This window comes from Curtobacterium sp. WHRI 8282 (genome assembly GCF_040223925.2).
In the GTDB taxonomy this organism is placed as follows: Bacteria; Actinomycetota; Actinomycetes; order Actinomycetales; family Microbacteriaceae; genus Curtobacterium; species Curtobacterium flaccumfaciens.
This window is the reverse complement of the sequence record NZ_JBEHCD020000003.1, coordinates 542,040-563,775: the sequence shown is the minus strand read 5'-3', so window position 1 is coordinate 563,775 and position 21,736 is coordinate 542,040. Positions and strand designations below refer to the sequence as shown.

15 protein-coding genes are annotated in these 21,736 nt (G+C 73.0%); 9 read left to right on the top strand and 6 right to left on the bottom strand.

Annotation, left to right across the window (positions count from 1 at the left end; all coding sequences use genetic code 11):
- Position 1 precedes the first annotated feature (1 nt).
- From ABRP24_RS13545 to ABRP24_RS13525, 5 genes are all read left to right on the top strand, one after another.
- Positions 2-925, top strand: coding sequence for an aldose 1-epimerase family protein (locus tag ABRP24_RS13545; protein WP_349847860.1), 924 nt, complete (start codon positions 2-4; stop codon positions 923-925).
- Entirely contained in the window at positions 904-2,421 is a 1,518-nt protein-coding gene (locus ABRP24_RS13540; RefSeq protein ID WP_349847859.1) for an anthranilate synthase component I family protein, read from the top strand. The genes ABRP24_RS13545 and ABRP24_RS13540 overlap by 22 nt, the downstream gene beginning before the upstream one ends.
- A 76-nt stretch (positions 2,422-2,497) precedes the next feature.
- Positions 2,498-3,337: a hypothetical protein gene (locus ABRP24_RS13535; RefSeq protein ID WP_181435807.1), complete on the top strand. Its 840-nt coding sequence runs from the start codon at positions 2,498-2,500 to the stop codon at positions 3,335-3,337.
- The gene (locus tag ABRP24_RS13530; RefSeq protein ID WP_173035559.1) at positions 3,334-4,962 is read left to right on the top strand and encodes a DNA polymerase Y family protein; all 1,629 of its coding nucleotides are present in this window, start codon (positions 3,334-3,336) and stop codon (positions 4,960-4,962) included. The genes ABRP24_RS13535 and ABRP24_RS13530 overlap by 4 nt, the downstream gene beginning before the upstream one ends.
- 31 nt (positions 4,963-4,993) lie before the next feature.
- Positions 4,994-8,404: an error-prone DNA polymerase gene (locus tag ABRP24_RS13525; protein ID WP_349847858.1), complete on the top strand. Its 3,411-nt coding sequence runs from the start codon at positions 4,994-4,996 to the stop codon at positions 8,402-8,404.
- 10 nt (positions 8,405-8,414) lie between these two features.
- On the opposite strand, the gene ABRP24_RS13520 is transcribed toward ABRP24_RS13525, so the two are convergent.
- Both ABRP24_RS13520 and ABRP24_RS13515 read right to left on the bottom strand, forming a co-directional pair.
- Positions 8,415-9,926 carry a cell wall metabolism sensor histidine kinase WalK gene (locus tag ABRP24_RS13520; RefSeq protein ID WP_051596530.1) on the bottom strand — a complete coding sequence of 504 codons (1,512 nt, stop codon included), beginning with the start codon at positions 9,924-9,926 and terminating at the stop codon, positions 8,415-8,417.
- Entirely contained in the window at positions 9,923-10,600 is a 678-nt protein-coding gene (locus ABRP24_RS13515; RefSeq protein ID WP_017885962.1) for a response regulator transcription factor, read from the bottom strand. Before ABRP24_RS13515 ends, ABRP24_RS13520 begins: the two co-directional genes overlap by 4 nt.
- A 195-nt stretch (positions 10,601-10,795) precedes the next feature.
- Between ABRP24_RS13515 and ABRP24_RS13510 the strand changes: the two genes are divergently transcribed.
- Positions 10,796-11,110, top strand: coding sequence for a hypothetical protein (locus ABRP24_RS13510; protein ID WP_349847857.1), 315 nt, complete (start codon positions 10,796-10,798; stop codon positions 11,108-11,110).
- 103 nt (positions 11,111-11,213) lie between these two features.
- Here ABRP24_RS13510 and ABRP24_RS13505 read toward each other — a convergent pair whose 3' ends face one another.
- Positions 11,214-12,308 carry an aromatic acid exporter family protein gene (locus tag ABRP24_RS13505; RefSeq protein WP_349847856.1) on the bottom strand — a complete coding sequence of 365 codons (1,095 nt, stop codon included), beginning with the start codon at positions 12,306-12,308 and terminating at the stop codon, positions 11,214-11,216.
- Positions 12,309-12,388: 80 nt separating this feature from the next.
- On the opposite strand from ABRP24_RS13505, the gene ABRP24_RS13500 reads away from it, so the two are divergent.
- Both ABRP24_RS13500 and ABRP24_RS13495 read left to right on the top strand, forming a co-directional pair.
- On the top strand, positions 12,389-13,633 hold the full coding sequence (locus ABRP24_RS13500) for an aminoglycoside phosphotransferase family protein (RefSeq protein ID WP_349847855.1): 1,245 nt from the start codon (positions 12,389-12,391) through the stop codon (positions 13,631-13,633).
- A 452-nt stretch (positions 13,634-14,085) separates the two neighbouring features.
- The gene (locus ABRP24_RS13495; RefSeq protein WP_071245021.1) at positions 14,086-16,212 is read left to right on the top strand and encodes a DEAD/DEAH box helicase; all 2,127 of its coding nucleotides are present in this window, start codon (positions 14,086-14,088) and stop codon (positions 16,210-16,212) included.
- 121 nt (positions 16,213-16,333) lie between these two features.
- On the opposite strand, the gene ABRP24_RS13490 is transcribed toward ABRP24_RS13495, so the two are convergent.
- Positions 16,334-16,606 (bottom strand): mycoredoxin, encoded by a 273-nt coding sequence (locus tag ABRP24_RS13490; protein WP_349847854.1) that lies wholly within the window; start codon positions 16,604-16,606, stop codon positions 16,334-16,336.
- 58 nt (positions 16,607-16,664) lie between these two features.
- Between ABRP24_RS13490 and ABRP24_RS13485 the strand changes: the two genes are divergently transcribed.
- A complete protein-coding gene (locus ABRP24_RS13485) occupies positions 16,665-18,194 on the top strand; it encodes a CYTH domain-containing protein (RefSeq protein ID WP_071405572.1) in 1,530 nt (509 codons plus the stop codon).
- A gap of 85 nt (positions 18,195-18,279) precedes the next feature.
- On the opposite strand, the gene ABRP24_RS13480 is transcribed toward ABRP24_RS13485, so the two are convergent.
- Both ABRP24_RS13480 and ABRP24_RS13475 read right to left on the bottom strand, forming a co-directional pair.
- Positions 18,280-20,451, bottom strand: a complete 2,172-nt coding sequence (locus ABRP24_RS13480; protein ID WP_349847853.1) for a S9 family peptidase — start codon at positions 20,449-20,451, stop codon at positions 18,280-18,282.
- A 29-nt stretch (positions 20,452-20,480) separates the two neighbouring features.
- Positions 20,481-21,680, bottom strand: a complete 1,200-nt coding sequence (locus ABRP24_RS13475) for a Fic family protein (RefSeq protein ID WP_349847852.1) — start codon at positions 21,678-21,680, stop codon at positions 20,481-20,483.
- Positions 21,681-21,736: the final 56 nt, after the last annotated feature.

Sequence of the window (21,736 nt, the reverse complement as noted above, 5' to 3'; positions counted from 1 at the left end):
CATGAGCAACGACGCGCCGCTGTCCGGGTCCCCGCTGACGATCGCCTCCGCCGGGTACACGGCCGACATCGCCACCGTCGGAGCGACACTGCGGACCCTGCGGCACGAGGGCCGAGACCTGGTCGTCCCGTTCGACGCCGACGAGATCCGCCCGGTCTTCCGCGGTGCCGTCCTGGCCCCTTGGCCGAACCGGATCGTCGACGGCGAGTACTCCTTCGGCGGCGTCGACCACGAGCTCGCCATCACCGAGCCCGCACGGCACCACGCCCTGCACGGACTCGTCGCGTGGACGGACTTCCGCGTGCAGGAGCAGGCGGACGACCGCGTGGTGCTCGCCACGACCGTGCAGGCGCAGCAGGGCTACCCGTACCGCGTCGAGGTCACCGTGGAGTACCGGCTCGACGCCGAGGGGCTGCACACCACGATCACCGGGACGAACACCGGCGCCGAGGACGCGCCGTGGGGGACCGGCCCGCACCCCTACCTCGTCGCGGGTGCCGGCACCGTCGACGACTGGACCCTGACGCTCCCCGCCGCCCAGGTGCTCGAGGTGACGCCGGACCGGCTCGTCCCGACCGACCTGGTCCCCGTGCACGACGAGTTCGACCTGCGCACGCCCACGCTGATCGGCGACCGGTTCATCGACCACGCCTTCACCGGCTTCGACCGGGACGCCGCCGGCCTCGCCACCATCGCGGTCACGGCGGCGGACGGTCACGGGGTCCGTGCGACCTTCGGGCCGGAGTGCGGCTGGGCCCAGGTGCACACCGCCGACCACGTGGTCCCCGAGTACCACCGCGCCGGTCTCGCCGTCGAGCCGATGACGTGCGCCCCGGACGCCTTCAACGACGGCGAGGACCGCGGCCTCGTGGTGCTCGCGCCCGGTGCCTCGCACGCCGCCGCATGGACGATCGCCGCGATCTGAGCACCCCCGACCCCGGCGTCCGCGTCGAGGTCCGCCGACTCGACCCGGTCCCCGACCTCGCGGCCCTGGCGGCGCAGGTCGCCGGGGATCTGGTGTGGCTCGACTCCGGCCTGCCCGACGGTGCTCCCGCCACGGCTCGGCCCCGGGCCCGCTGGTCCGTGCTGGCGTGGACGGACGGGCCGTTCGCCGCCCGGTTCCGGCACCAGGACCGTCGTGCGCACCTGACGCTCGCCGCGCCCGCCCAGGAGTGGTTCGGGCCCGCCCGATCCGAGGAGCGTCCGGCCTTCGCGGTGCTGGCGGACCTGCTCCGACGCACGCCCAGCCTGCCCGAGCCGGTCGTCGGGTGCGGGTTCGCGCTGGGCTGGGTCGGGTTCCTCGGCTACGAGCTCGGCCGCGAGTCCGGCGGCCCGGACCGCACCGCCGACGGGCACGCCGACGCCGACCTGCGGTTCGTCGACCGAGCCGTCGTCGTCGACCACACCGGTGGCGCCTGGGCGCTCGCGCTCGTCGCCGACGCGGAACCGGCGGCCAGCGCGCGGAACCGCGCGTGGCTCGAGGAGGTGCCCACCCCCGCGACGTCGGTCGGCGTCGTGGACGCGGCCACGGGCCTCCCGGCCGGGGTGTCCACGGCGACCGGACGCGTGACGCGTGCCGCCTACGAGCGGGCGGTCGACGTGTGCCGCGCGGAGATCCGCGAGGGGAACGCGTTCCAGGTCTGCCTCACCACCGCCTTCGCGGTCGGACAGGAGGCCCGTGGCGGCCCCGGTACGGACCCGCACCTGGACGAGTACCTGCGGATGCGGGCGTCCGACCCCGTCCCGTTCGGTGCGTTCCTGCGGCTCGGCCCGCTGCGCGTGGCGAGCCGGTCACCGGAGCGGTTCCTGCGGATCGACGCGGCCGGAGCGGTGCTCGCGGAGCCGATCAAGGGCACGCGGCGGCGGCTCGCCGACGCGGTGGCGGACGCAGCCGCGCGGGACGACCTGGCGGCGAGCCCGAAGGACCGCGCCGAGAACGTGATGATCGTCGACCTGCTGCGGAACGACCTGCTGCGGACCGCGGTGCCCGGGTCGGTGCACGTCGAGCGGCTGTGCGCCGTCGAGACGTACGCCAGCGTGCACCAGCTGGTCTCGACGATCGGGGCGGTGCTGCCGCCGGGGACGTCGCGGGCCGACGTGGTGCACGCGGCGTTCCCGCCGGGGTCGATGACCGGGGCGCCGAAGAGCAGTGCCACGGCGATCGCGGACCGCCTCGAGGGGGCGCCGCGCGGGGTGTACTCGGGCGCGATCGGGTACTTCTCGGCGAGCGGGGCGGTCGACCTGTCGGTGGCGATCCGTAGCCTCGTGACCGTGCTCGACGAGTCGGGGGCGGTGCGTTCCCGGACCCTCGGAGCCGGGGGAGCGGTGACCTGGTCGTCGGTGCCCGCGGACGAGGCGGACGAGGTCGAGACCAAGACGCGGTCGGTGCTCGGCGGAGTCGGGTCGGTCGCCAGCTGGTGAGCTGATGCCCTGATCCGAACACGTGTTCGACCAGGACTGTCCACGGATGTCGGACGCGATTGACATCATCGAACACATGTTCGAATATGAGGGCATGCAGACGGCGGCGGCACTCCGGTCGCCCACCCCGGACCGGGGCGGGCGGAGCGGTGCTGCACGCGGTGGCAGCGGTGCGGGCGGTGGCGGTGCGCGCCGTGGGCCGGACCACCTGAGCGATGCCCGGGCTGCGCTCGACCGCATCACGTCCCTGCGGTCACGGGTGGCCGACATGGAGTCCACGCGGGTCGACACCGCCGGGCTCCCCACGGCCCCGGCGCTCGAACCCCTGCTGCCCGGCGGCGCGATCCGGGTCGGTGGCACCTACGCCGTCCCCGAGTCGGTGCTGCTCGCGATCACGATGCTGCAGGCGGCCTCGGCTGCCGGGGCGTGGTGTGCGGTCGTCGGGGTGCCGTCCTTCGGGATCGAAGCCGCCGCCGCCGCGGGGATCGACCTCGAACGGCTCGTGCTCGTCCCCGATCCCGGTGACCAGTGGCTCGCCGTGACGGCGGCGATGGCCGACGTCGCCCAGATCGTCCTCACCCGACCGCTCGGCCGGGTCGTGCCGGGCGACGTGGCACGGCTGTCGGCTCGGCTGCGACAGCGCGGTGGCGCACTCGTCGCGCTCGGCTCCTGGCCCGGGGCGGACGTCACGCTGCGGGTCACGTCCTCGACGTGGAGCGGCATCGGTCAGGGCCACGGCCACCTGACGGAGCGCCGGGCCACCGTGACCGCGACCGGGCGTGCCGGCGCGGTGCGTCCGGCGACCGCCGAGCTGCTCCTGCCCGCGGCCGACGGTGCGGTCCGGGCCGCCACACCGGTGCCGACGGTGGGCTCCGGGGACACCCGCGTGCTGCGGCCCGTGGCGGTGGCGTCGTGATCGCCTCCGGGCGCGTCCGGACCGACGCGATCACGCGTGGGGCGGCACTGCCCGAACCACCCCCGACCCGGACGATCGTGCTCTGGTGCCCGGACTGGCCGGTCATCGCGGCGGCTCGGGCCGGTGGCACCCCGCCGGAGCAGCCCCTCGCCCTGACCGCCAAGGGGCTCGTGTTCGCGAGCTCCGCGTCCGCGCGTGAGCAGGGTGTCGTGCGGGGGCTCCGCGTGCGTGAGGCCCAGGCACGGTGCCCCGAACTCCTCGTGCAGCCCTACGACGACGCCCTCGACCACCGTGCGTTCGAGCCCGTCATCCGTGCGGTCGAGGCGGCGGTCCCCGGGGTCGAGGTGCTGCGGCCGGGTACCCTCGCGCTCCGCGCCCGCGGCCCGGCCCGGTACTACGGCGGTGAGCGCGCGGCGGCGGCGACCCTTGCCGGCATCGCGGCCGACCACGGCGCCCCCGCGGTGCGGGCCGGGGTGGCCGACACCCCGTTCGCGGCGGATCAGGCCGCCCGGGCCCGTCCGGTGCGCCCCGGTGAACGGGTGCGGCTCGTGCCCGTCGGGGGATCGGCGGACTTCCTCGCGCACCTGCCGCTCGGTGTGCTCGGCGACCCCGACCTCACGACGGTGCTCGACCGGCTCGGCATCACCACGCTCGGCGACTTCGCGGCACTCGGCGACGAACAGGTGCGGGACCGCTTCGGCGTGGCCGGGGCGTTCCTGCACCGGTTGGCCGGGGGCCGCGACCCCCGCGAGATCGCGGCGCGGGAGATCCCGCCGGAACTCCGGGTCGAGGCGTCGTTCGAACCCCCGCTGGACCGTGCCGACCAGATCGCGTTCGCGTTCCGGCGTTCCGCCGACGACTTCGCCGACCGACTCCGGGCCGCGGGACTCGTGGCGACGACCATCCGTGTGGGGATCGTCGACGAGCGCGACATCCTGCTCGAACGGACCTGGGCGCACCCGCGCTGGTTCGACGCTGCCGACGTGGTCGACCGGGTGCGGTGGCAGCTCGCCGGCGGGGTGGACCCCAGCGGGCTCGAGGCGCCGGTCACCTCGGTCGTGCTCGAGCCGGTCGCCGTCGACGACATGGCGAACCACGAGCGCGGGCTGTGGGGCTCCGGCCCGGACGAGCGCGTGCACCACGGCCTCGCCCGGATCCAGGGCATGGTCGGCCACGACGGTGTGGTGAGCCCGCGCATCGGCGGGGGCCGCACCCTGTCCGAGCGCGTGGTGCTCGTGCCGTGGGGCGACGCGCCCGCCGGCGGTGAGCGAGCCCTGGCGACCGTGCGCGACCGTCCGTGGCCCGGCAAGCTGCCCGGCCCGCCCCCTGCCACCGTGCTCGAGCGCCCCCGACCGGTCGACGTCGTCGCCGTCGGTGGTGCGAGCGTCGACGTCGACGAGCGCGGCGTGCTGTCCGGCGCACCCGAACGGTTCCGTGCCGAGGGCGACCGGGGCGGCGGCTTCTCGGCCGTGACGGCCTGGGCGGGCCCGTGGCCGCTCGTCGTCCGGTGGTGGGAGTCCGGCGGTCGACGCCTGCACCGGCTGCAGCTCGTCGACGCCGAGGGGCGTGCCTGGTACCTGGTGCTGGCGGACCACCGCTGGTGGGCCGAGGCGATCGCGACGTGACCCCGACCACCACCGACAGGAGCGTGACCTGATGGGCTACAGCAACCCACCCATCCCGTGGTCGCAGTTCGAGCGCGCGCTGTCCGACAAGCGGAGCCCGGGCACGGCGCACGACGGCGACGGCGGCGACAGCCCCGCGTGGTCGCGGAAGCGCGAGCCGTACGTCCCGTCACCGCTCGACACCGACGGCGGGCCCGTGGTGCCGTACGCCGAACTGCACGCGCACTCGGCCTTCAGCTTCCTCGACGGCGCCAGCCAGCCCGAGCACCTGTTCGAAGAAGCTGCTCGGCTCCGACTGCACGCCCTCGCGCTCACCGACCACGACGGCTTCTACGGGGCCGCCCGGATGGCCGAGGTCGCCGAGTCGTACCCGCAGGTCGGCACCGTGTTCGGCACCGAGCTGTCCCTGGGGCTGACCGAACCGCAGAACGGTGTGCCCGACCCCGAGGGCTCGCACCTGCTCCTGCTCGCCGACGGTCAGGACGGCTACCACCGGCTCGCCGGCGCGGTGACGAGCGCACACCTGGCAGCCGGGTCCGAGAAGGGCAGCCCGCAGTACGACCTCGACGACCTCACCGCGCGGGCGGACGGGCACTGGCGGGTCCTCACCGGGTGCCGGAAGGGCTCCGTGCGGCAGGCCCTCGAGCAGGGTGGCGAGTCCGCCGCCGAGACCGCGCTCCGGGTGCTGCTCGACCGGTTCGGCAGCCGCAACGTCGTCGTGGAGCTGCTCGACCACGGCGACCCGCTCGACAGCGCCCGCAACGACGCCCTGGCCGCCCTCGCCGCGAAGCACGCGCTGCCCCTGGTCGCCACCGGCAACGTGCACTACGCCACCCCCGACCGGTTCCCGGTGGCGACCGCGCTCGCGGCGGTGCGTGCCCGCCGCAGCCTCGACGAGATCGACGGCTGGCTGCCGGCCGCCGACACCGCCCACCTGCGCTCCGGCGCCGAGATGGCCAGACGGTTCGGTCGCTACCCCGGCGCGATCGAGCGGACCGTGGAACTCGCCGACGAGCTCGGGTTCCGGCTGAAGACCGTGCAGCCCGGGTTGCCCGACCTCGACGTCCCGGACGGACACACCGCGATGTCGTGGCTCCGCGAGCTCACGTGGACGGGTGCCCGGCGGTTCTACCCCGGCAGCGCCGACGGCGTCGACCCCCGCAAGCGGGAGCGCATCGAGCGTGAGCTGTCCGTGATCGAGGAGAAGAACTTCCCGGGGTACTTCCTGATCGTGCGCGACATGGTGCAGTACGCCCGCGGTCGGGGCATCCTCTGCCAGGGGCGGGGCTCGGCGGCGAACTCGGCGGTCTGCTACCTGCTCGAGATCACCGCGGTGGACTCGATCCGGTACGGGTTGCCGTTCGAGCGGTTCCTGTCGGCGATGCGCGACGAGGAACCCGACATCGACGTCGACTTCGACTCGGACCGCCGCGAAGAGGTGATCCAGTACGTGTACGCCAAGTACGGTCGGCACAACGCCGCCCAGGTCGCGAACGTCATCACCTACCGGCCCAAGGGTGCGGTGCGTGACATGGCGAAGGCGCTCGGCCACAGCCCCGGGCAGCAGGACGCCTGGTCGAAGCAGGTCGAGCGGTGGGGTTCGGTGACCGAGAGCCAGGACCACGACATCCCGCCGGCGGTCGTCGGGCTCGCGAGCGACGTCCTCGGGTTCCCGCGGCACCTCGGCATCCACTCCGGCGGCATGGTGCTGACCGACCGCCCGGTGGGCGAGGTCGTGCCGATCGAGCACGCCCGGATGGACGGCCGCACCGTGCTGCAGTGGGACAAGGACGACTGCGCCTACATGGGGCTCGTGAAGTTCGACATGCTCGGGCTCGGCATGCTCGCGGCCCTGCAGTACTCGTTCGACCTGGCGGCAGAGCACTGCGGGGAGCGCTGGGAGATGCACTCCATCCCGAAGGAAGAACAGGGGGTCTACGACCAGCTGTGCCGCGCGGACACGATCGGGGTGTTCCAGGTGGAGTCCCGCGCGCAGATGGGCACCCTGCCCCGACTGCTCCCGCGGCGGTTCTACGACCTGGTGATCGAGGTCGCACTCGTCCGACCCGGGCCGATCCAGGGCGGCGCGGTGCACCCGTACATCCGCCGACGCACGGGCGAGGAACCGATCACCTACATGCACCCGGCGCTCGAACCCGTGCTCGAACGCACCCTCGGGGTCCCGCTGTTCCAGGAGCAGCTCATGCAGATGGCGATCGCGGTCGGCAACTGCTCCGGTGACGACGCCGACCTGCTGCGACGAGCGATGGGGTCGAAGCGCGGGCACGAGAAGATCGACCGGCTGCGCGACAAGCTCTACACGGGGATGGCGGACAACGGCATCCACGGTGCGGACGCCGACGCCATCTACGCGAAGATCCAGGCCTTCGCGAACTTCGGCTTCGCGGAGAGCCACTCGATCAGCTTCGCCCTCATCGTCTACGCGAGCGCGTGGATGCGACTGCACTACCCGGGGGCGTTCCTGGCGGCCCTGCTCCGGGCGCAGCCGATGGGGTTCTACTCACCGCAGACCCTGGTCGCTGACGCCCGACGGCACGGCGTCCGCGTGCTGCGACCGGACATCCTGCGGTCCGGGGTCGACGCCACGCTCGAACCGCTGCCGGACGGGGATGCCCCTGCCGGTGACGACGCGTGCCTGGCCACCGAGCAGCCCCCGGTGCTGCCCTTCGACAAGGCGCTCCCCGACGACACCGCGAGCCACCGACGCGACGGTGCCTTCGCCGTGCGGCTCGGGCTCGCCGAGGTCGCGTCGCTCAGCCGGAAGAGCGCCGAGAAGATCGTCGCGGAGCGGGACGCGAACGGCCCCTTCCGCGACATGTCGGACCTGGCCCGACGGGTCGGGCTCACCACGCCGCAGCTCGAGGCACTCGCCGCTGCCGATGCCTTCGCCCCCTTCGACATCGACCGCCGCGGTGCGATGTGGTCGGCTGCCCAGGCGGCCGCCGAGCGCCCGGACCAGTTGCCGGACACGCAGGTGTTCGTGCAGCCGCCGCTGTTCGGGCAGATGACGAGCGGGGACGTGCTCATCGCCGACATGTGGTCGACGGGCATGACGACCGACGACCACCCCGTCCGGCACGTGCGCGACCGCCTCGCCGCCCGTCGGGTGCTCAGCGTGCAGGACACCGCGACCGCCGAGACCGGACGACGGGTCGAGGTCGGCGGGATCGTGACGCACCGGCAGCGTCCGGCGACGGCCTCCGGCATCACCTTCCTGAACGTCGAGGACGAGACCGGGCTGGTCAACGTCATCTGCAGCGTCGGGGTCTGGGGGCGCTTCCGCCGGGTGGCGCGGGAGTCCCCGGCGGTGATCGTCCGGGGCATCCTCGAGCGCTCGCCCGACGGGGTCGTCAACCTGGTGGCGGACCGCATCGAGCACCTGTCGCTGTCCGTCCGCACCCGCTCGCGGGACTTCCAGTGAGCGGTCGTGCTCAGCGCACCTCGGGCAGGCGGATCGTGACCTCGAGTCCACCGGCGGGCACGTTGCGGAGGGACGCCGTGCCTCCCGCCCGTTCCGCCACCGCACGCACGATCGCGAGTCCCAGCCCGGAGCCGCCGGGCAGGGCGCCGACACCGGTCGACGGGTCCGGGTTCGGGCGGGACGTCCGGGCCTCGTCCGGACGCGTGAAGCGGTCGAACGCCACGGGGATGAAGGACTCGGGCACGCCGGGGCCGTCGTCGGTGATCTGCAGGACGCCTTCGCCGCCGGTGCTCCGCCAGGACACGAAGATGCCGCCGCCTCGGGGGAGTGCGGCCACGGCGTTGCCCGCGATGTTCGTGACGAGCTGCGCCATCCCGCCGGTGTCGATCCGGTACCGCGGTTCGACGGTGCCGCCGCCGATGCCCGGGCCGGAACCGCCGACGGCGACGGGCGGCTCGAGGTCGAAGTCGACGGTGACGTCCTTCGCCGAGGCGATGAGCCGGACACGGTCGACCGCGGCCATCACCTCGTCGCCGAGGTCCGACCACGCGGTCTCGGGGCGTCGGTCGCCGTCCTGTTCACGCCGCTCGGACTCCTCGATCCGCGACAGCGCGAGCAGGTCGTTCGCCAGCCGTGACAACCGCGCGACGCTGTGCTTGGCGCGTTCGATGTGGGCGGCGAGGGCGGCGGCGTCGTTCCCGTCGAGCGAGGCGAGGTCGAGCTGGGTCGTCAGGATCGCCAGGGGTGTCCGGAGCTCGTGGCTGGCGTCCGACACCATCTGGCGTTCGCGCTCGGTCGCCTGCCGGGTCCGGGCGAGGAAGGCGTTGAGCGTGGTCGCCAGGGACGCCAGCTCGTCCTGCGCGGGGCCTACCGGCAGCTCGGCACGCTCCGGGGCGACGGAGAGCCGTTCGGCCTCGCGGCGCATCCGGTTCACCGGCCTCAGTGCGGTGGTCGCGAGCACCCAGGACGCCACGCCGAAGGCGAGCAGGATCGCCAGGCCGGTCAACGACAGGGTCGTCGTGAGGTCGTCGACGACGATGGCCTCGGCCTGCGAGTTGCGGGCGGCCACGACCGTCCATCGGCCGGCCTCGTTGACGGGGTGCTCCACCACGACGCGGTACTCCGAGCCGGAGACGGTGATGATCGAGGTACCGGCAGGGGTGGACCGCAGACTGCCGAGCGCCTGCTCGACACGGTCGGGCATCGTCGACAGCACGATCTCGCCGGACGGGGACACGACGGCGACGAGCTGCGCGTTGCCCGGCGGCGACAGGTCGGGGTCGCTGTCGACCTCGAGCGTGGCGACGTAGGGGTCGGCGTCGGCGTCGAGCAGCGTGCGCGTCGCACTCGCGACGACGCTCACGACCTGGAACCGCATCACGAGGACGAGCAGCAGGATGACGATCGCGGCGATCGCCGTCGAGCCGATCGTGATCCGGGCACGCAGGGACAGCAGACGCAGCGGCCGGATCGGACCGCCGCGTCGGCGGTCCGATCGTGGGGCGTCGTCGGCCCCGTTCACGCCCCGAGCAGATCCAGGCGGTACCCGCGACCGCGGACCGTGGCGATGGCGACGGTGGCCTCGTGCGCGGTGAGCTTCTTGCGGAGGTACGAGATGTACTGCTCGACCACGTTCGGGTCGACGTGCTGCGAACCGTCCCAGACCTCTTCGAGGATCTTCGGGCGGTCGACGACACTGCCGGCGGAGCGGGCGAGCAGTCGGAGCAGGGCGAACTCGGTGGGGCTCACGGCGACGCGCTGCCCCTTGATCGAGATGCGGCGGGCCTCGGAGTCGATCGACACGTCCCCGACCTCGATCGTGCGGGGAGCCCCGGCGGACTCGCGACGGCCGAGCGCACGCAGCCGGGCGGTGAGCTCGGCGAAGGCGAAGGGCTTGGTGAGGTAGTCGTCCGCGCCGGCGTCGAGCCCGAACACGCGGTCGTCGACGGCGTCGCGCGCCGTCACGAGCAGGATCCTCACGGGGTCCTCGCGCTCACGGATCCGCCGCGCGAGCTCGAAGCCGGACATGCCGGGCATCATCACGTCCACGACCGCCAGGTCGAACGCCTGCTCGCCGAGGGCGATGAGCGCCTCGACACCGTTCTCGACGGCCGTGACCCGGTACCCCTCGGCCGCGAGTCCGCGTTCCATCAGGGCACGCATCTCGTCGTCGTCCTCGACCACCAACAGCCGCATAGTGGACCTCCTCGGACCCATCGTGGCATCGAACCGGCGCGGAGGGCCGTTCTCCGGGTCCGACTCGCTGAATCTCGTCACAGGACAGAGCAGAACGGTCTGTCCCACGTTCTAGGGACGTGAGCGCCGCTTGCTTCGTTGCTAGGCTCCGGCAGCGGACAGCGCGACCCGATGCGCCGCCCGCACTGGGGGATCATGAACGACTCGATCGACCACCCGGCCATCGTGCGCCTGCGCGCCGAACTGGACGCCGCGTGGAAGGGCATCGGCGCGCTCGCGCTGCTGGAGGACGCTCCGCGCGACCGCGTGGTCGCGGAGCTGCGGACGGCCGTGCCGGACGTGGCGAGCCGTGCTGCACGCGAGGTCGGCACCGAGGCCGTCGTCGCGGAGATCAGCCGGTACGCCGACGCCGGCATCCCGGCTGCGACCGCGACCGACGTCGTGCCGACCGCCGTGATCTGGTCGGACGTCGTCCGGACGGCGTCGGAAGCGGCCTGCGCAGCGCGCTGAAGCGGACCGAGCGGCCTGCGCTGCGCGCTGAAGCGGACCGAGCGGCCTGCGCAGCGCGCTGAAGCGGACCGAGCGGCCTGCGCAGCGCGCTGAACCGGACCGACTAGTCGTCCTCGCCGAGCAGCTCGCCACGCACCCGTCGGATGTCCTCGAGCAGTGCCCCGATGAGCACCCAGTGCCGGGAGTTCGGCCGCACCACCTCGAGCGGCGCGGTGAGCGCCGGCTCCGAGGCCTCCGCCCACGGCTCGACGTCCGGTCCGAAGGCAGCGGCGTCCGCCCGGCCGACCCCGTCCACCGGGTCGAGTCGTGTCGATTCGACCCGCGCACTGAGCGCGCGGACGTCCGCACCGATCCGTGCCACCTCGGTCGCGATGCCGTGCACCACCGGGTCGTCGCGCAGGTCCGGTGCGGTGTTGTCGCGGATCGCGCGGGTCATCCCGGTGACCCGGGTCACCAGGACGCGCAGGTGGTCGGTGGTCACCACGTCGTGGTCGAGGATCGTCCGGTGCCGGCCGCCGCGCGGGTTCATCGTCAGGGACTCGCGCGCCGACCCCAGGGATGCCTCGGCCTTGGCGTGCTGCTGCCGCAGTGCCCGGGCGGCGACGAGCGCCTCGTCCCAGCGCTCGCGGTCCCACCCTTCGGTCAGGCCGATCGCGATCCGCTCGAACGCCACCGCGGTGTCACGGGCGAGCCGCGCGACGGCGAGGTGTGCCGGTTCGAGCAGCACGGGCGGCACGATGAGCGCGTTCACGACCAGGGCGACGATCGCACCGATCACGGTCTCGAGGATCCGGTCGGCGGAGTAGTTCGGCGTCACGACCCCGGCGGTGAGCACGAGCATCCCGCTGATCCCGACCTGGGTGGCTGAGGTCGGGGTGAGCCGGAGCGCCCAGGCGATGAGGATCGCGAGCACGATGACGAGCAGCACGACGAACACGCCGTCGCCGAGCAGCAGGTGGAACCCGGTGGCCAGCACGACGCCGATCACGACGCCCGCGCTCCGCTCGAGCCCCTTCACGAACGACTGGTTGATGCTCGGCTGCACCACGAGCAGGGCAGCGATCGCCGCGAAGGTGGGGAACGGCCCCTGGATGACCAGTCGGCAGAGGAGCACGGCGGCGACCACCGCGACGGCGGTCTTCACGACCTGCAGGAACGGCGTGCGACTGGAGCTGCGGAGGCGCGCGACCGGGTTCACACGGACCACGGTAGCCACCGGCCGCGCGCCGAGCCGTGCACGAACGCGACGAAACCCGCGCGACACGGTTGACTGATGTCGTGTGGCCCAACCATGAGCTTGTCATCCCGCAGGCCTTCGCCGGCTCCGGGACCTCCGTGGTGGCCGCGCGGGCGCACTCCGTCGAGCCCTCGGGCAACGGCTACCTGTACGGCTACGAGGTCGACACGGTGGACCGCAACGGCCAGCGTGCCACGGTCCTGACCTACGTCGACACCGGCGGCACCCACGACCAGAACAGCGCGATCGTCACCGATCCGGCGACGGGCGACCCGGTGTCGGTGTGGGCGTACCCGAACGACCCCGGCCTGCCGGTGCTGCCGCAGGTCACCTACCGCGACGCCGTCGCCGAGCTGCTGACCACGCTCGGCATGCCCGTCACCGACCCGGTGCTCACCGTGGCGGCGTACCGGCCCGGTAAGCGCGCGGTCGTGCGCGTCGAGGCCCCCGAACGCACCCTGTTCCTGAAGATCGTCCGTCCGCACCGGGTCGCACCGATCGTGCAGTCGCACGAGCAGTTCGTCGCGGCCGGTCTGCCCGTGCCGCGTGTGCTGTCCAGCCGTGGCGACGGCCTGCTCGTGCTCGAGCGCATCCGTGGCGTGCCCGCCGGCAGCCGCATCCTCGACATCGCCGACGACCCCCGCTTCGTGGCGTCGCTCGCCGCGCTGAGCGGCCGGGTCGCCACCGTCCCGATGACCCAGCAGGCGCGCGCCGACGCGATGGACCACGCCGACTGGCACCGACGCACGCTCATCGCCGCCCTGCCGCGCGACGCCGAGGAGATCGACCGCCTGTACGACGCCATCGGCCGCCGCTCCATCGGCTGGTCGAGCTCGACCAAGCAGGTCGTGCACGGCGACCTGCACCTGGAGCAGGTGTTCGTCGACGAGGACGAGCCGTGGCGCATCTCCGGGCTGCTCGACATCGACACCGCGGGCTGGGGCTTCCCGGTCCGTGACGTCGGCGCCGTCGTCGCCCACCTCGTGGTCACCGGGCTCTGGCACCGGTCCCGCGGGGACGCCGAGCGCGGCGCCGCCGCCGAGCGTCTCGCCGACGCGATCGCCCGCGACTGGGTCGCGCGCAACCCGCGCGAGGCGGACCGCATCGGACCGGCCATCGGCGCCCAGCTGCTCGCCCACGCCGGCGGCCAGGCGACCACCGGCTCCGCCAACGGGATCCAGACCGCCCAGCAGCTCCTCGCCGCGACGCAGGCCGCCCTGGCGGACGCGGCCCCGAGCCTCCCGACCGGTGGTTCGACCCGCCCGCGGTCCGCACCGCAGGTCTGAGACGCGACCGAGGAACGGACGGGAGGCGCGGGTCGGGCCCGCCACGGGCCTCCCGTCCGCCGTCGCGACGCGCGCGGGCAACGCGCCGGTCGCCTCTGTCGGTGGTCCGGGAGTAAACTGAGCGCGCACGCACCGCGTTCCCGCGTGCCGCGTCGATTCCGGACGCAGCCGTCGATCACTTGATCGACGCGGGGACCGGGCCGTGACCGCCCCGAGGGGGCATCACGTGCGTGTGACGACGCCGGATCCCGGCGCGGACCGTCCGAACCTGCTCCCGGCAGGTGCTCGTGTGGAACGGCTCGCGGGAGTCCACCGGACGTCCCGATGCGGGGACCGGCGATGCGGTGGGCCACGGTGGCCCGCAGCCGAACCGGAGCCGCGCCAGGCCCCGGTGCAGGACTTCCCGCCCCACGGGCGGATCGCCCCGACGTGTGGGCGGAACAGGAGGAGCGTTGGCTCGATCAGGCACCCGGCGTGCTGCCGGCGGGACGCGGACCGCGTCACGTCGCACCAGGCCGCTGGACAACGACGGCGTCATCCCCGTCCTCGCCCGCGCTGTGCGCGAGGTCGAGGCCGCGGCACAGCGCGGACCGCTCAAGGCATCGAACCGGACGAAGTTCCAGGCGGTCGCCCTGCTCATGCGCGAAGAGCGCGCGCGGGTGAAGGCCGACACGGAGCTCACCGACGCGCAGCGCGCCGAGCAGCTCAAGCGGCTCGACGGCGTGGCCACGATCCTGGCGAAGACGGCGGCGCGCGACACCAGCGTCATCCAGCTCCTCGCCGAAGAGGTCCAGGTCTCCGAGGCGACGCGTGCGGTCAAGCGCGACATGATGATCGCCGGCGGCATGGAACTGCAGCCGGAGGACCTCGTCATCGCGTCCGAGCCCGCCGCGGTGGTCGAGACCCCGGTGCGGGCCGTCGTGCCGCAGGCGGTCGTGCAGCGTCAGCTCGCGAACCCGTTCATGCCGCCGGACTTCGCCCTCGCCGACCAGCCCGTCGCACACCCGCGTCGCCTGGCGAACTGGGAACTGTTCGGACCGCTGTTCAAGTCGTTCGAGTACGGCGCGGGCGGGGGAGCGGCGTCGATGCCGCTGCCGGAGCCCACGACGCTGCACTCGCGCTCGGGCACCACGCTCATGAAGCACCAGGCGGAACTCGTCGCCGCAGCGGCGCAGGGGCACCGCACGTTCCTGCTCGCCGACGAGCCCGGCCTCGGCAAGACCGCACAGTCGCTGCTCGCCGCCGATGCCGCGAACGCGTTCCCGCTGCTCGTCGTCGTGCCGAACGTCGTCAAGACGAACTGGGCGCGTGAAGCCGAGCGCTGGGTGCCGAACCACCGCGCCACGGTGATCCACGGGGACGGCAACGACCTCGACGGGTTCGCCGACATCGTCATCGTGAACTACGAGATCCTCGACCGGCACGCCGGGTGGCTCGGCAACTTCGGGTTCAAGGGGATGGTCGTCGACGAGGCGCACTTCATCAAGAACAAGGACTCGCAGCGCGCCCGGTTCGTGCTGCAGATCGCCGAGCGGATCCGGCAGCGCACCGCGGCGCCGCTGCTCATGGCGCTGACCGGTACCCCGCTGATCAACTCGGTCGAGGACTTCCGCACCATCTGGGAGTACCTCGGCTGGATCGACGACAAGAAGCCGCGCGCGAAGCTCATGAACGAGCTCGAGGAGATCGGTCTGACGCCGGCCGATCCCGGGTTCTTCGTCGAAGCCCGCCGTGCCGTCATCGACCAGGGCATCGTCCGACGCCGCAAGGTCGACGTCGCCGCGGACATCCCCGCCCGCCGGATCGCCGACATCCCCGTCGAGCTCGACGGTGACGAGGGTCGCTCCATCCGCGACGCCGAGCGCGAGCTCACCGCGAAGCTCGTCCGCCGCTACCACCAGGCGCTCGACGCCCGCACCGGGCAGGACCCGGTCGTCGGCATCGACCACAAGCTGGTCCGCCAGGTCGCGCGTTGGGAGCTCGAGGACCAGGACGCCTCGTCGACCGGCGAGAACGTGTTCTCGATGGTCCGCCGCATCGGCCGGGCCAAGGCCCAGCTCGCGGCCGACTACGCGGCGCAGCTCGCCTCGAACGTCGGCAAGGTCGTGTTCTTCGCGAAGCACCTCGACGTGATGGACCAGGCGGAAGAGGTGTTCGCCCGCCGCGGGCTGCGCACCGCCACGATCCGCGGCGACCAGACCCCGACGCAGCGCACGGCCGAGATCGACTCGTTCGTGAACGACCCCGACGTCGCCGTCATCGTCTGCTCGCTGACCGCGGCCGGTGTCGGTCTGAACCTGCAGGTGTCGTCGAACGTCGTGCTCGCCGAGCTGTCGTGGACGAGCGCCGAGCAGACCCAGGCGATCGACCGTGTGCACCGCATCGGACAGGAAGAGCCCGTCACCGCCTGGCGCATCATCGCCGCGCAGACGATCGACACCAAGATCGCCGAGCTCATCGACTCGAAGGCGTCCCTGGCCGCCCGCGCGCTCGACGGTTCGGACGAAGAGGTCGTCGACTCCGGTGACATCCAGCTCGACGCGATGGCTGCGCTGCTGACCGAGGCGCTCGGCGGCTAGCGCCGGCGCGTCGCGCGTCCGGCGCGCGGCGCTGACAGCAAAACACCGGTGTTCGCACTCTGAACCGCGTCATGCGCGTGTTCGGAGCGTGAACACCGGTGTTTTGCGGAGGGGCCGCTGCTCAGATGCGGGACTGCACCTCGGCCAGGGACGGGTTCGTCGCGGTCGTGCCGTCGGGGAACACCAGCGTCGGCACGGTCTGGTTGCCGCCGTTGACCTCGGCGACGAGCTCGGCGGCGCCCGGGGTCTGCTCGATGTCGACCTCGGTGAAGGGCACCCCTGCCTTCGACATCTGGTTCTTCAGCCGGGCGCAGTAGCCGCACCACGTGGTGGTGAACATCGTGACGCCGCCGGCTTCGGGCGTGAACTGCTCGCGGGTGATCGTGTCGCTCATCCCTGCAGGCTAACCCCGGGTGCGGGGAAACCTCGCAGCGCCTGGTAGACAAGAGCGTGTGAGCCACACGCACCTCGAGATCGAGCGCACCTACGACCTGCCCGAGGGCGGTGCCCTCCCCGACCTCGTCGGCGCGGGCGGCATCCTCCGCACCGAGCACCAGGAGCCGTTCGAACTGGACGCGACCTACTGGGACACCGAGCGGTACGACCTGGTGGCCGCACGGGTGACCGTGCGCCGCCGCACGGGCGGCCCCGACGCCGGCTGGCACATCAAGCGCTCGGAGTCGGACACGGTCCGCCACGAGCAGCAGTTCCCCCTGACCGACGACGCCGACACGGTGCCCGACGAGGTCCTCGCCGCGCTCTTCACGGAGCGTCGCGGTCGCGGGCTGCGTCCCGTCGTCCGGATCACCACCACCCGCACCGTCACCCGACTGCTCGACGAGGACGGCGACCAGATCGCCGAACTCGCCGACGACCAGGTCACCGCCCAGCGCCTCGACGACGACGCTCCGGAGACCCCGCGCACCTGGCGCGAGGTCGAGGTCGAGACCGTCGATGGCGTCGACCCGCAGATCGCCCACGAGCTGTTCGCGGCCCTCGACGGGCGCTTCGCGGCCGTCGGCGCCGGCCCCGCCGCCGTCGCGTCCAAGCTGGCACGCGGGCTGGCAGGAGCACCGGCACCGCGCCTCCAGACCGAGGAGAAGCCGGCCAAGGGCACGACCGCACGCATCCTGGCGAAGCGGGTGCGCAAGCTGCGCGTCGCGCTGCTCGGCCAGGAGGCCCGGCTCCGCTCCGGCGACACGGCCGACCTCCGGCAGGCGGCCGACACCACCCTTGAGATCGCCGCGATCCTGGGCGCCTACCGCCCGGCGTTCCCCGACGGCGAGGCCGTCGACCGCGCCGCCGAGGCGGCGGACGGCCTGGCGGGCGTCACCGCGCGTGCGGCGCTGGCCGAGTACCTGATCGACCGGCTGCCGCGGGCGTCGTCGCCGGCGCAGGACGACCTGGTCGATGCGATGACCCGTGAGCGCATCCTCGCCTCGACCCGGGAACGTCGCGACCAGGCGGTTCGGGACGTCGTCGCGTTCCTGCACGGCGAGCCGTTCCTCGAACTGCTCGACGCCCTCGATGACGCTGCCGAGCGCCCGGCCCCGACGGCGTGGTCGCTCCGCGCACCGAAGCAGGTCGCGCAGGACGTCGGCGCCGACGTGAAGCCGCGTGTGCGCGAACTCGTCCGGGCCGCCGTGGCCGACGACACCTCGGACACCGCCGCCGAGCGCGAGGCCGCCGACCGGACCACCACCGAGGCCGCGTGGCAGGAGACGATGCGCGCCCGGATGGCGATGGACGTGCTCGGCGACGACGCGTTCCCGCACGCCCTGTGGAAGCGGATCGGCACCGCGGCCGACGTGCTGACCGAACGGGTGCGGTCCCTGCACGCCCTCGACATCCTGCGGGCGAACGCGGCGATCGCGGAGCGCGGGGGTGAGGGCACGTTCGGGTACGGGGTGCTCGCGGGAGACCGGGTGCGCCTGGCCGAGGAGTCCTACGACGAGGCGGTGCACGCGCTCAACCGCGTGTGAGCGCCGCTGTTCGCTTGGTGAGCAGAAGAGGTCGGGTCCCGCGTTCGGACCCGACCTCTTCTGCTCACGAAGTGCGCGGTGCGGGTCAGCCCGCGGCGATCGGGTTGGCGGTCGCGGCGGCGGGCGTCTCGTCGGCGAGCCCGAGCACGTCGAGCAGCCAGGCGAGTTCGAACGCCCGCTCCTTCCACGACGCGTAGCGACCGCTGACACCACCGTGGCCGGCGGACATCTCGGTCTTCAGCAGCACCGGAGCGCCGACCTCGCGGAGCTTCGCGGTCCACTTCGCGGGCTCGACGTAGAGCACGCGGGTGTCGTTGATCGAGGTCACGGCGAGGATCTGCGGGTACTGCACGTCGTCGCGGACGTTCTCGTACGGGGTGTACTCGCTCATGTAGCCGTAGACCTCGGCGTCGTGCAGCGGGTCGCCCCACTCGTCCCACTCGATGACGGTGAGGGGCAGGTCCGGGTCGAGGATGCTCGTCAGCGCGTCGACGAACGGCACGGCGGCCAGGATGCCGGCGAACCGCTCGGGTGCCAGGTTGGCGACCGCACCCATCAGGAGCCCGCCCGCGCTGCCGCCCTCGGCCACGAGCCGGTCGGCGCTCGTCCGGCCGGACTCGATCAGGTGCTCGGCGACCGAGACGAAGTCGGTGAACGTGTTCTTCTTCGTCAGGGTCTTGCCGTTCTCGTACCAGTGCCGGCCGAGCTCACCGCCACCACGGACGTGCGCGACGGCGAAGACGACACCCCGGTCGAGCATCGACAGACGCATGACGCTGAAGCCGGGGTCGATCGAGTGCTCGTACGAGCCGTAGCCGTAGAGGTGCAGCGGTGCCGGGGTACCGTCCTCGACGGCGTCACGACGCCAGACGAGCGAGATCGGCACGCGGGTGCCGTCCGACGCGGTCGCCCAGTCGCGCTCCTGCACGTAGTCGGCCGGGTCGTAGCCGCCGAGCACGGGCTGGCGCTTCAGGACGGTGACCTCGCCGGTGGCCAGGTCGAGGTCGCTGACCTCGGAGGGGGTCACGAACGACGTGTACCCGATGCGGAGCGTCGGCTGCTCCCACTCCGGGTTGCCGCCGAGCCCCGCCGAGAACAGTGCTTCGTCGAAGGGGACCTCGTGCGCGTCGCCGTAGCCGTCGCCCTCGATCGGGATGATCGCGACGCGGGGGAGCGCCTCGGACCGGTACTCCAGGGCGAGGTGTCCGGCGAAGGCGTCGACCGACTCGATGCGGCGCTCGGTGTGGTGCGCCACGACGACGCGGCGGTCCCGCTCGGAGGTGGGGTCGTCGGCGGGGACGTCGACGAGCTCGAAGTTCTCGGCGCCGTCGTTGTGCAGCACCAGGAACCGGTCGCTGCCGCCGACGATGGCGTGCTCGATCTCGTACTCGACGCCCTCGCGGCGGGGCCAGACGACCTGGAACTCACCGGTCGGGTCCGCGGCGTCGAGGACGTGCGCCTCGGACGTGATCTTCGAGCCGAGCTCGATGACGATGTACTGCGAGGAGCGGGTGACACCGACACCGACCCAGTAGCGGTCGTCGGGCTCCTCGAACACCAGGACGTCCTCGGACGCCGCGGTGCCGACCGTGTGGCGCCAGATCTTGTCGGGACGCCAGGACTCGTCGACCGTGGGGTAGAACACGTAGCGCCCGGCCGGGTCGAACGTGGCGCCGGCCCCGGTGTTCGGGATGGCGTCGCCGAGGTCGGTCCCCGAGGCCAGGTCGCGCACGTGCAGGGTGTACCGCTCGTCACCCTCGACGTCGATGCCGTAGACCAGGCGGGTGCCGTCGTCGCTGATGTCGTAGGTGCCGAGGGAGAAGAACTCGTGACCGTCGGCCAGCGCGTTGCCGTCGAGGACCACCTGCTCGCCGGGGAGCGTCGACTCGCCCTCGACGACGGCGGGCGGCGTCCAGTCGTCGGGGCCGGCGACGGGCACACGGCAGTGCACGCCGTACTGGCTGCCCTCGGCGGTGCGGGTGAAGTACCACCAGTCGCCCATGCGGACCGGCACGGAGAGGTCGGTCTCCTGGACGCGGCTCTTCACCTCGGCGAAGATGCGGTCGCGCAGCGGCGCGAGGTGCGCGGTGGCGGCGTCGGTGTGGGCGTTCTCGGCTTCGAGGTACGCCAGGGTGTCGGGGGATTCCTTGTCCCGCAGCCACTCGTAGTCGTCGACGAAGTCGATGCCGTGGTGGGTCCGTGTCACGGGCCGCTTGGCGGCGCTGGGCGGGGTGGATGCGGTGTGCTCGTTGCTCACCGTCCCACCCTATTCGCCCGTACCCCCGGTCAGGCCGCCGTGCGCTCGCGGCCGCCCACAGCGGCGTGCACCCGCTGCTCGAACGTCTCGAGCTCGGCGACCACGGCGGGTGCGACCCACGCACGGCCACGGCGACGACCGGTGACCGGACGGAGCACGCCCGCCAGCACCAGGTCGTGCGTGACACGCTCGACCTGGTCGGCGGTGAGCAGGGTGTCCAGGTGCGCTTCGGTCAGGACGGGGTCGTCGGCGATTGCGCGGCCGACCACGGCGTGCGGGCCCGAGGCGCAGGGGCCGGCCGACCGGTCGGCGTCGTGCTCCTTGAGCAGCAGGGCGCTCAGCGTCGCCTCGTCGCACACCGTCCCGATCGCCAGGGCCAGGTCGACCACGAACCCGGTGACCCGGCCGTCGCGGTACTGCTCTAGGTGCCGGAAGTACCGCCGCCGGTCCGCCGCGAGCGCGGCGGACACCGGTGCCGTGATCGTGGTCGTCACCCCGCGTCGCCGGAGCACGGCCCCGATCAGCGCCCGCCCGATCCGACCGTTGCCGTCGGTGAACGGGTGGATCGACTCGAACTGCGCATGGGCGATCGCGGCCTGGGCGATCGGGTGCAGGTCCACGCGGTGCACGAACGCGAACAGGTCGGCCATCAGCGGTGCCACGAGCTCGGGCGGCGGTGGCACGTGGACGGCGTCGCGGGGTGTGGCGCCGCCGCCGATCCAGTTCTGCACGTCTCGGTACCGGCCGGCGTACCGTCCGTCGACCGGGTCGTCGCGCATCAGCAAACGGTGTGCCTCGAGCAGGGAGGCATCGGTGACGGTGCCCGAATCCGCTCCGGACACCAGGTGCTCGACGGCTCCGCCGGCCCGGACGACCGCGGTGGCTCCCGCGTTCGCCCGGATACCGACGAGTGCCCGCGCCAGGTCGTCGATCGTCGCGGACGCGTCCTCGATGCGCGACGACGCCAGGGCGTCGGTCCGGCCGAGCACGGACCCGAGCGGTGCGAGCCGCGAGCCGTGGTGGACGTCGAGGGTGCGCAGGGCCGTGGCGCTCCGGTCGAGCAGCGCGACGGTGTCGTCGTCGGGCGTCCACCGAGCCCTCGCGATGGACGGGGGCAGCGACACCTGCACGGTGGTCACCAGCCGGTCGTCGCGGCACCCGCGGACGGTGCTCCGCCACGGTCGCTCGCTGCGTTCGTGCGTGGGCCAGGTGTCGATCCGGTGTGCCATCCCGCGACGGTAGAACCACCCGGACGCTCGACGCCAGGAATCGGTATTCCGCCCGC

What these genes read in the sequence shown, in the direction of transcription:
- ABRP24_RS13545 (WP_349847860.1), top strand. Translation starts at nt 2, where the DNA reads ATGAGCAACGACGCGCCGCTGTCCGGGTCCCCGCTGACGATCGCCTCC.
- ABRP24_RS13540 (WP_349847859.1), top strand. Translation starts at nt 904, where the DNA reads ATGGACGATCGCCGCGATCTGAGCACCCCCGACCCCGGCGTCCGCGTC.
- ABRP24_RS13535 (WP_181435807.1), top strand. Translation starts at nt 2,498, where the DNA reads ATGTTCGAATATGAGGGCATGCAGACGGCGGCGGCACTCCGGTCGCCC.
- ABRP24_RS13525 (WP_349847858.1), top strand. Translation starts at nt 4,994, where the DNA reads ATGGGCTACAGCAACCCACCCATCCCGTGGTCGCAGTTCGAGCGCGCG.
- ABRP24_RS13515 (WP_017885962.1), bottom strand. Translation starts at nt 10,600, where the DNA reads ATGCGGCTGTTGGTGGTCGAGGACGACGACGAGATGCGTGCCCTGATG.
- ABRP24_RS13510 (WP_349847857.1), top strand. Translation starts at nt 10,796, where the DNA reads ATGAACGACTCGATCGACCACCCGGCCATCGTGCGCCTGCGCGCCGAA.
- ABRP24_RS13490 (WP_349847854.1), bottom strand. Translation starts at nt 16,606, where the DNA reads ATGAGCGACACGATCACCCGCGAGCAGTTCACGCCCGAAGCCGGCGGC.
- ABRP24_RS13475 (WP_349847852.1), bottom strand. Translation starts at nt 21,680, where the DNA reads ATGGCACACCGGATCGACACCTGGCCCACGCACGAACGCAGCGAGCGA.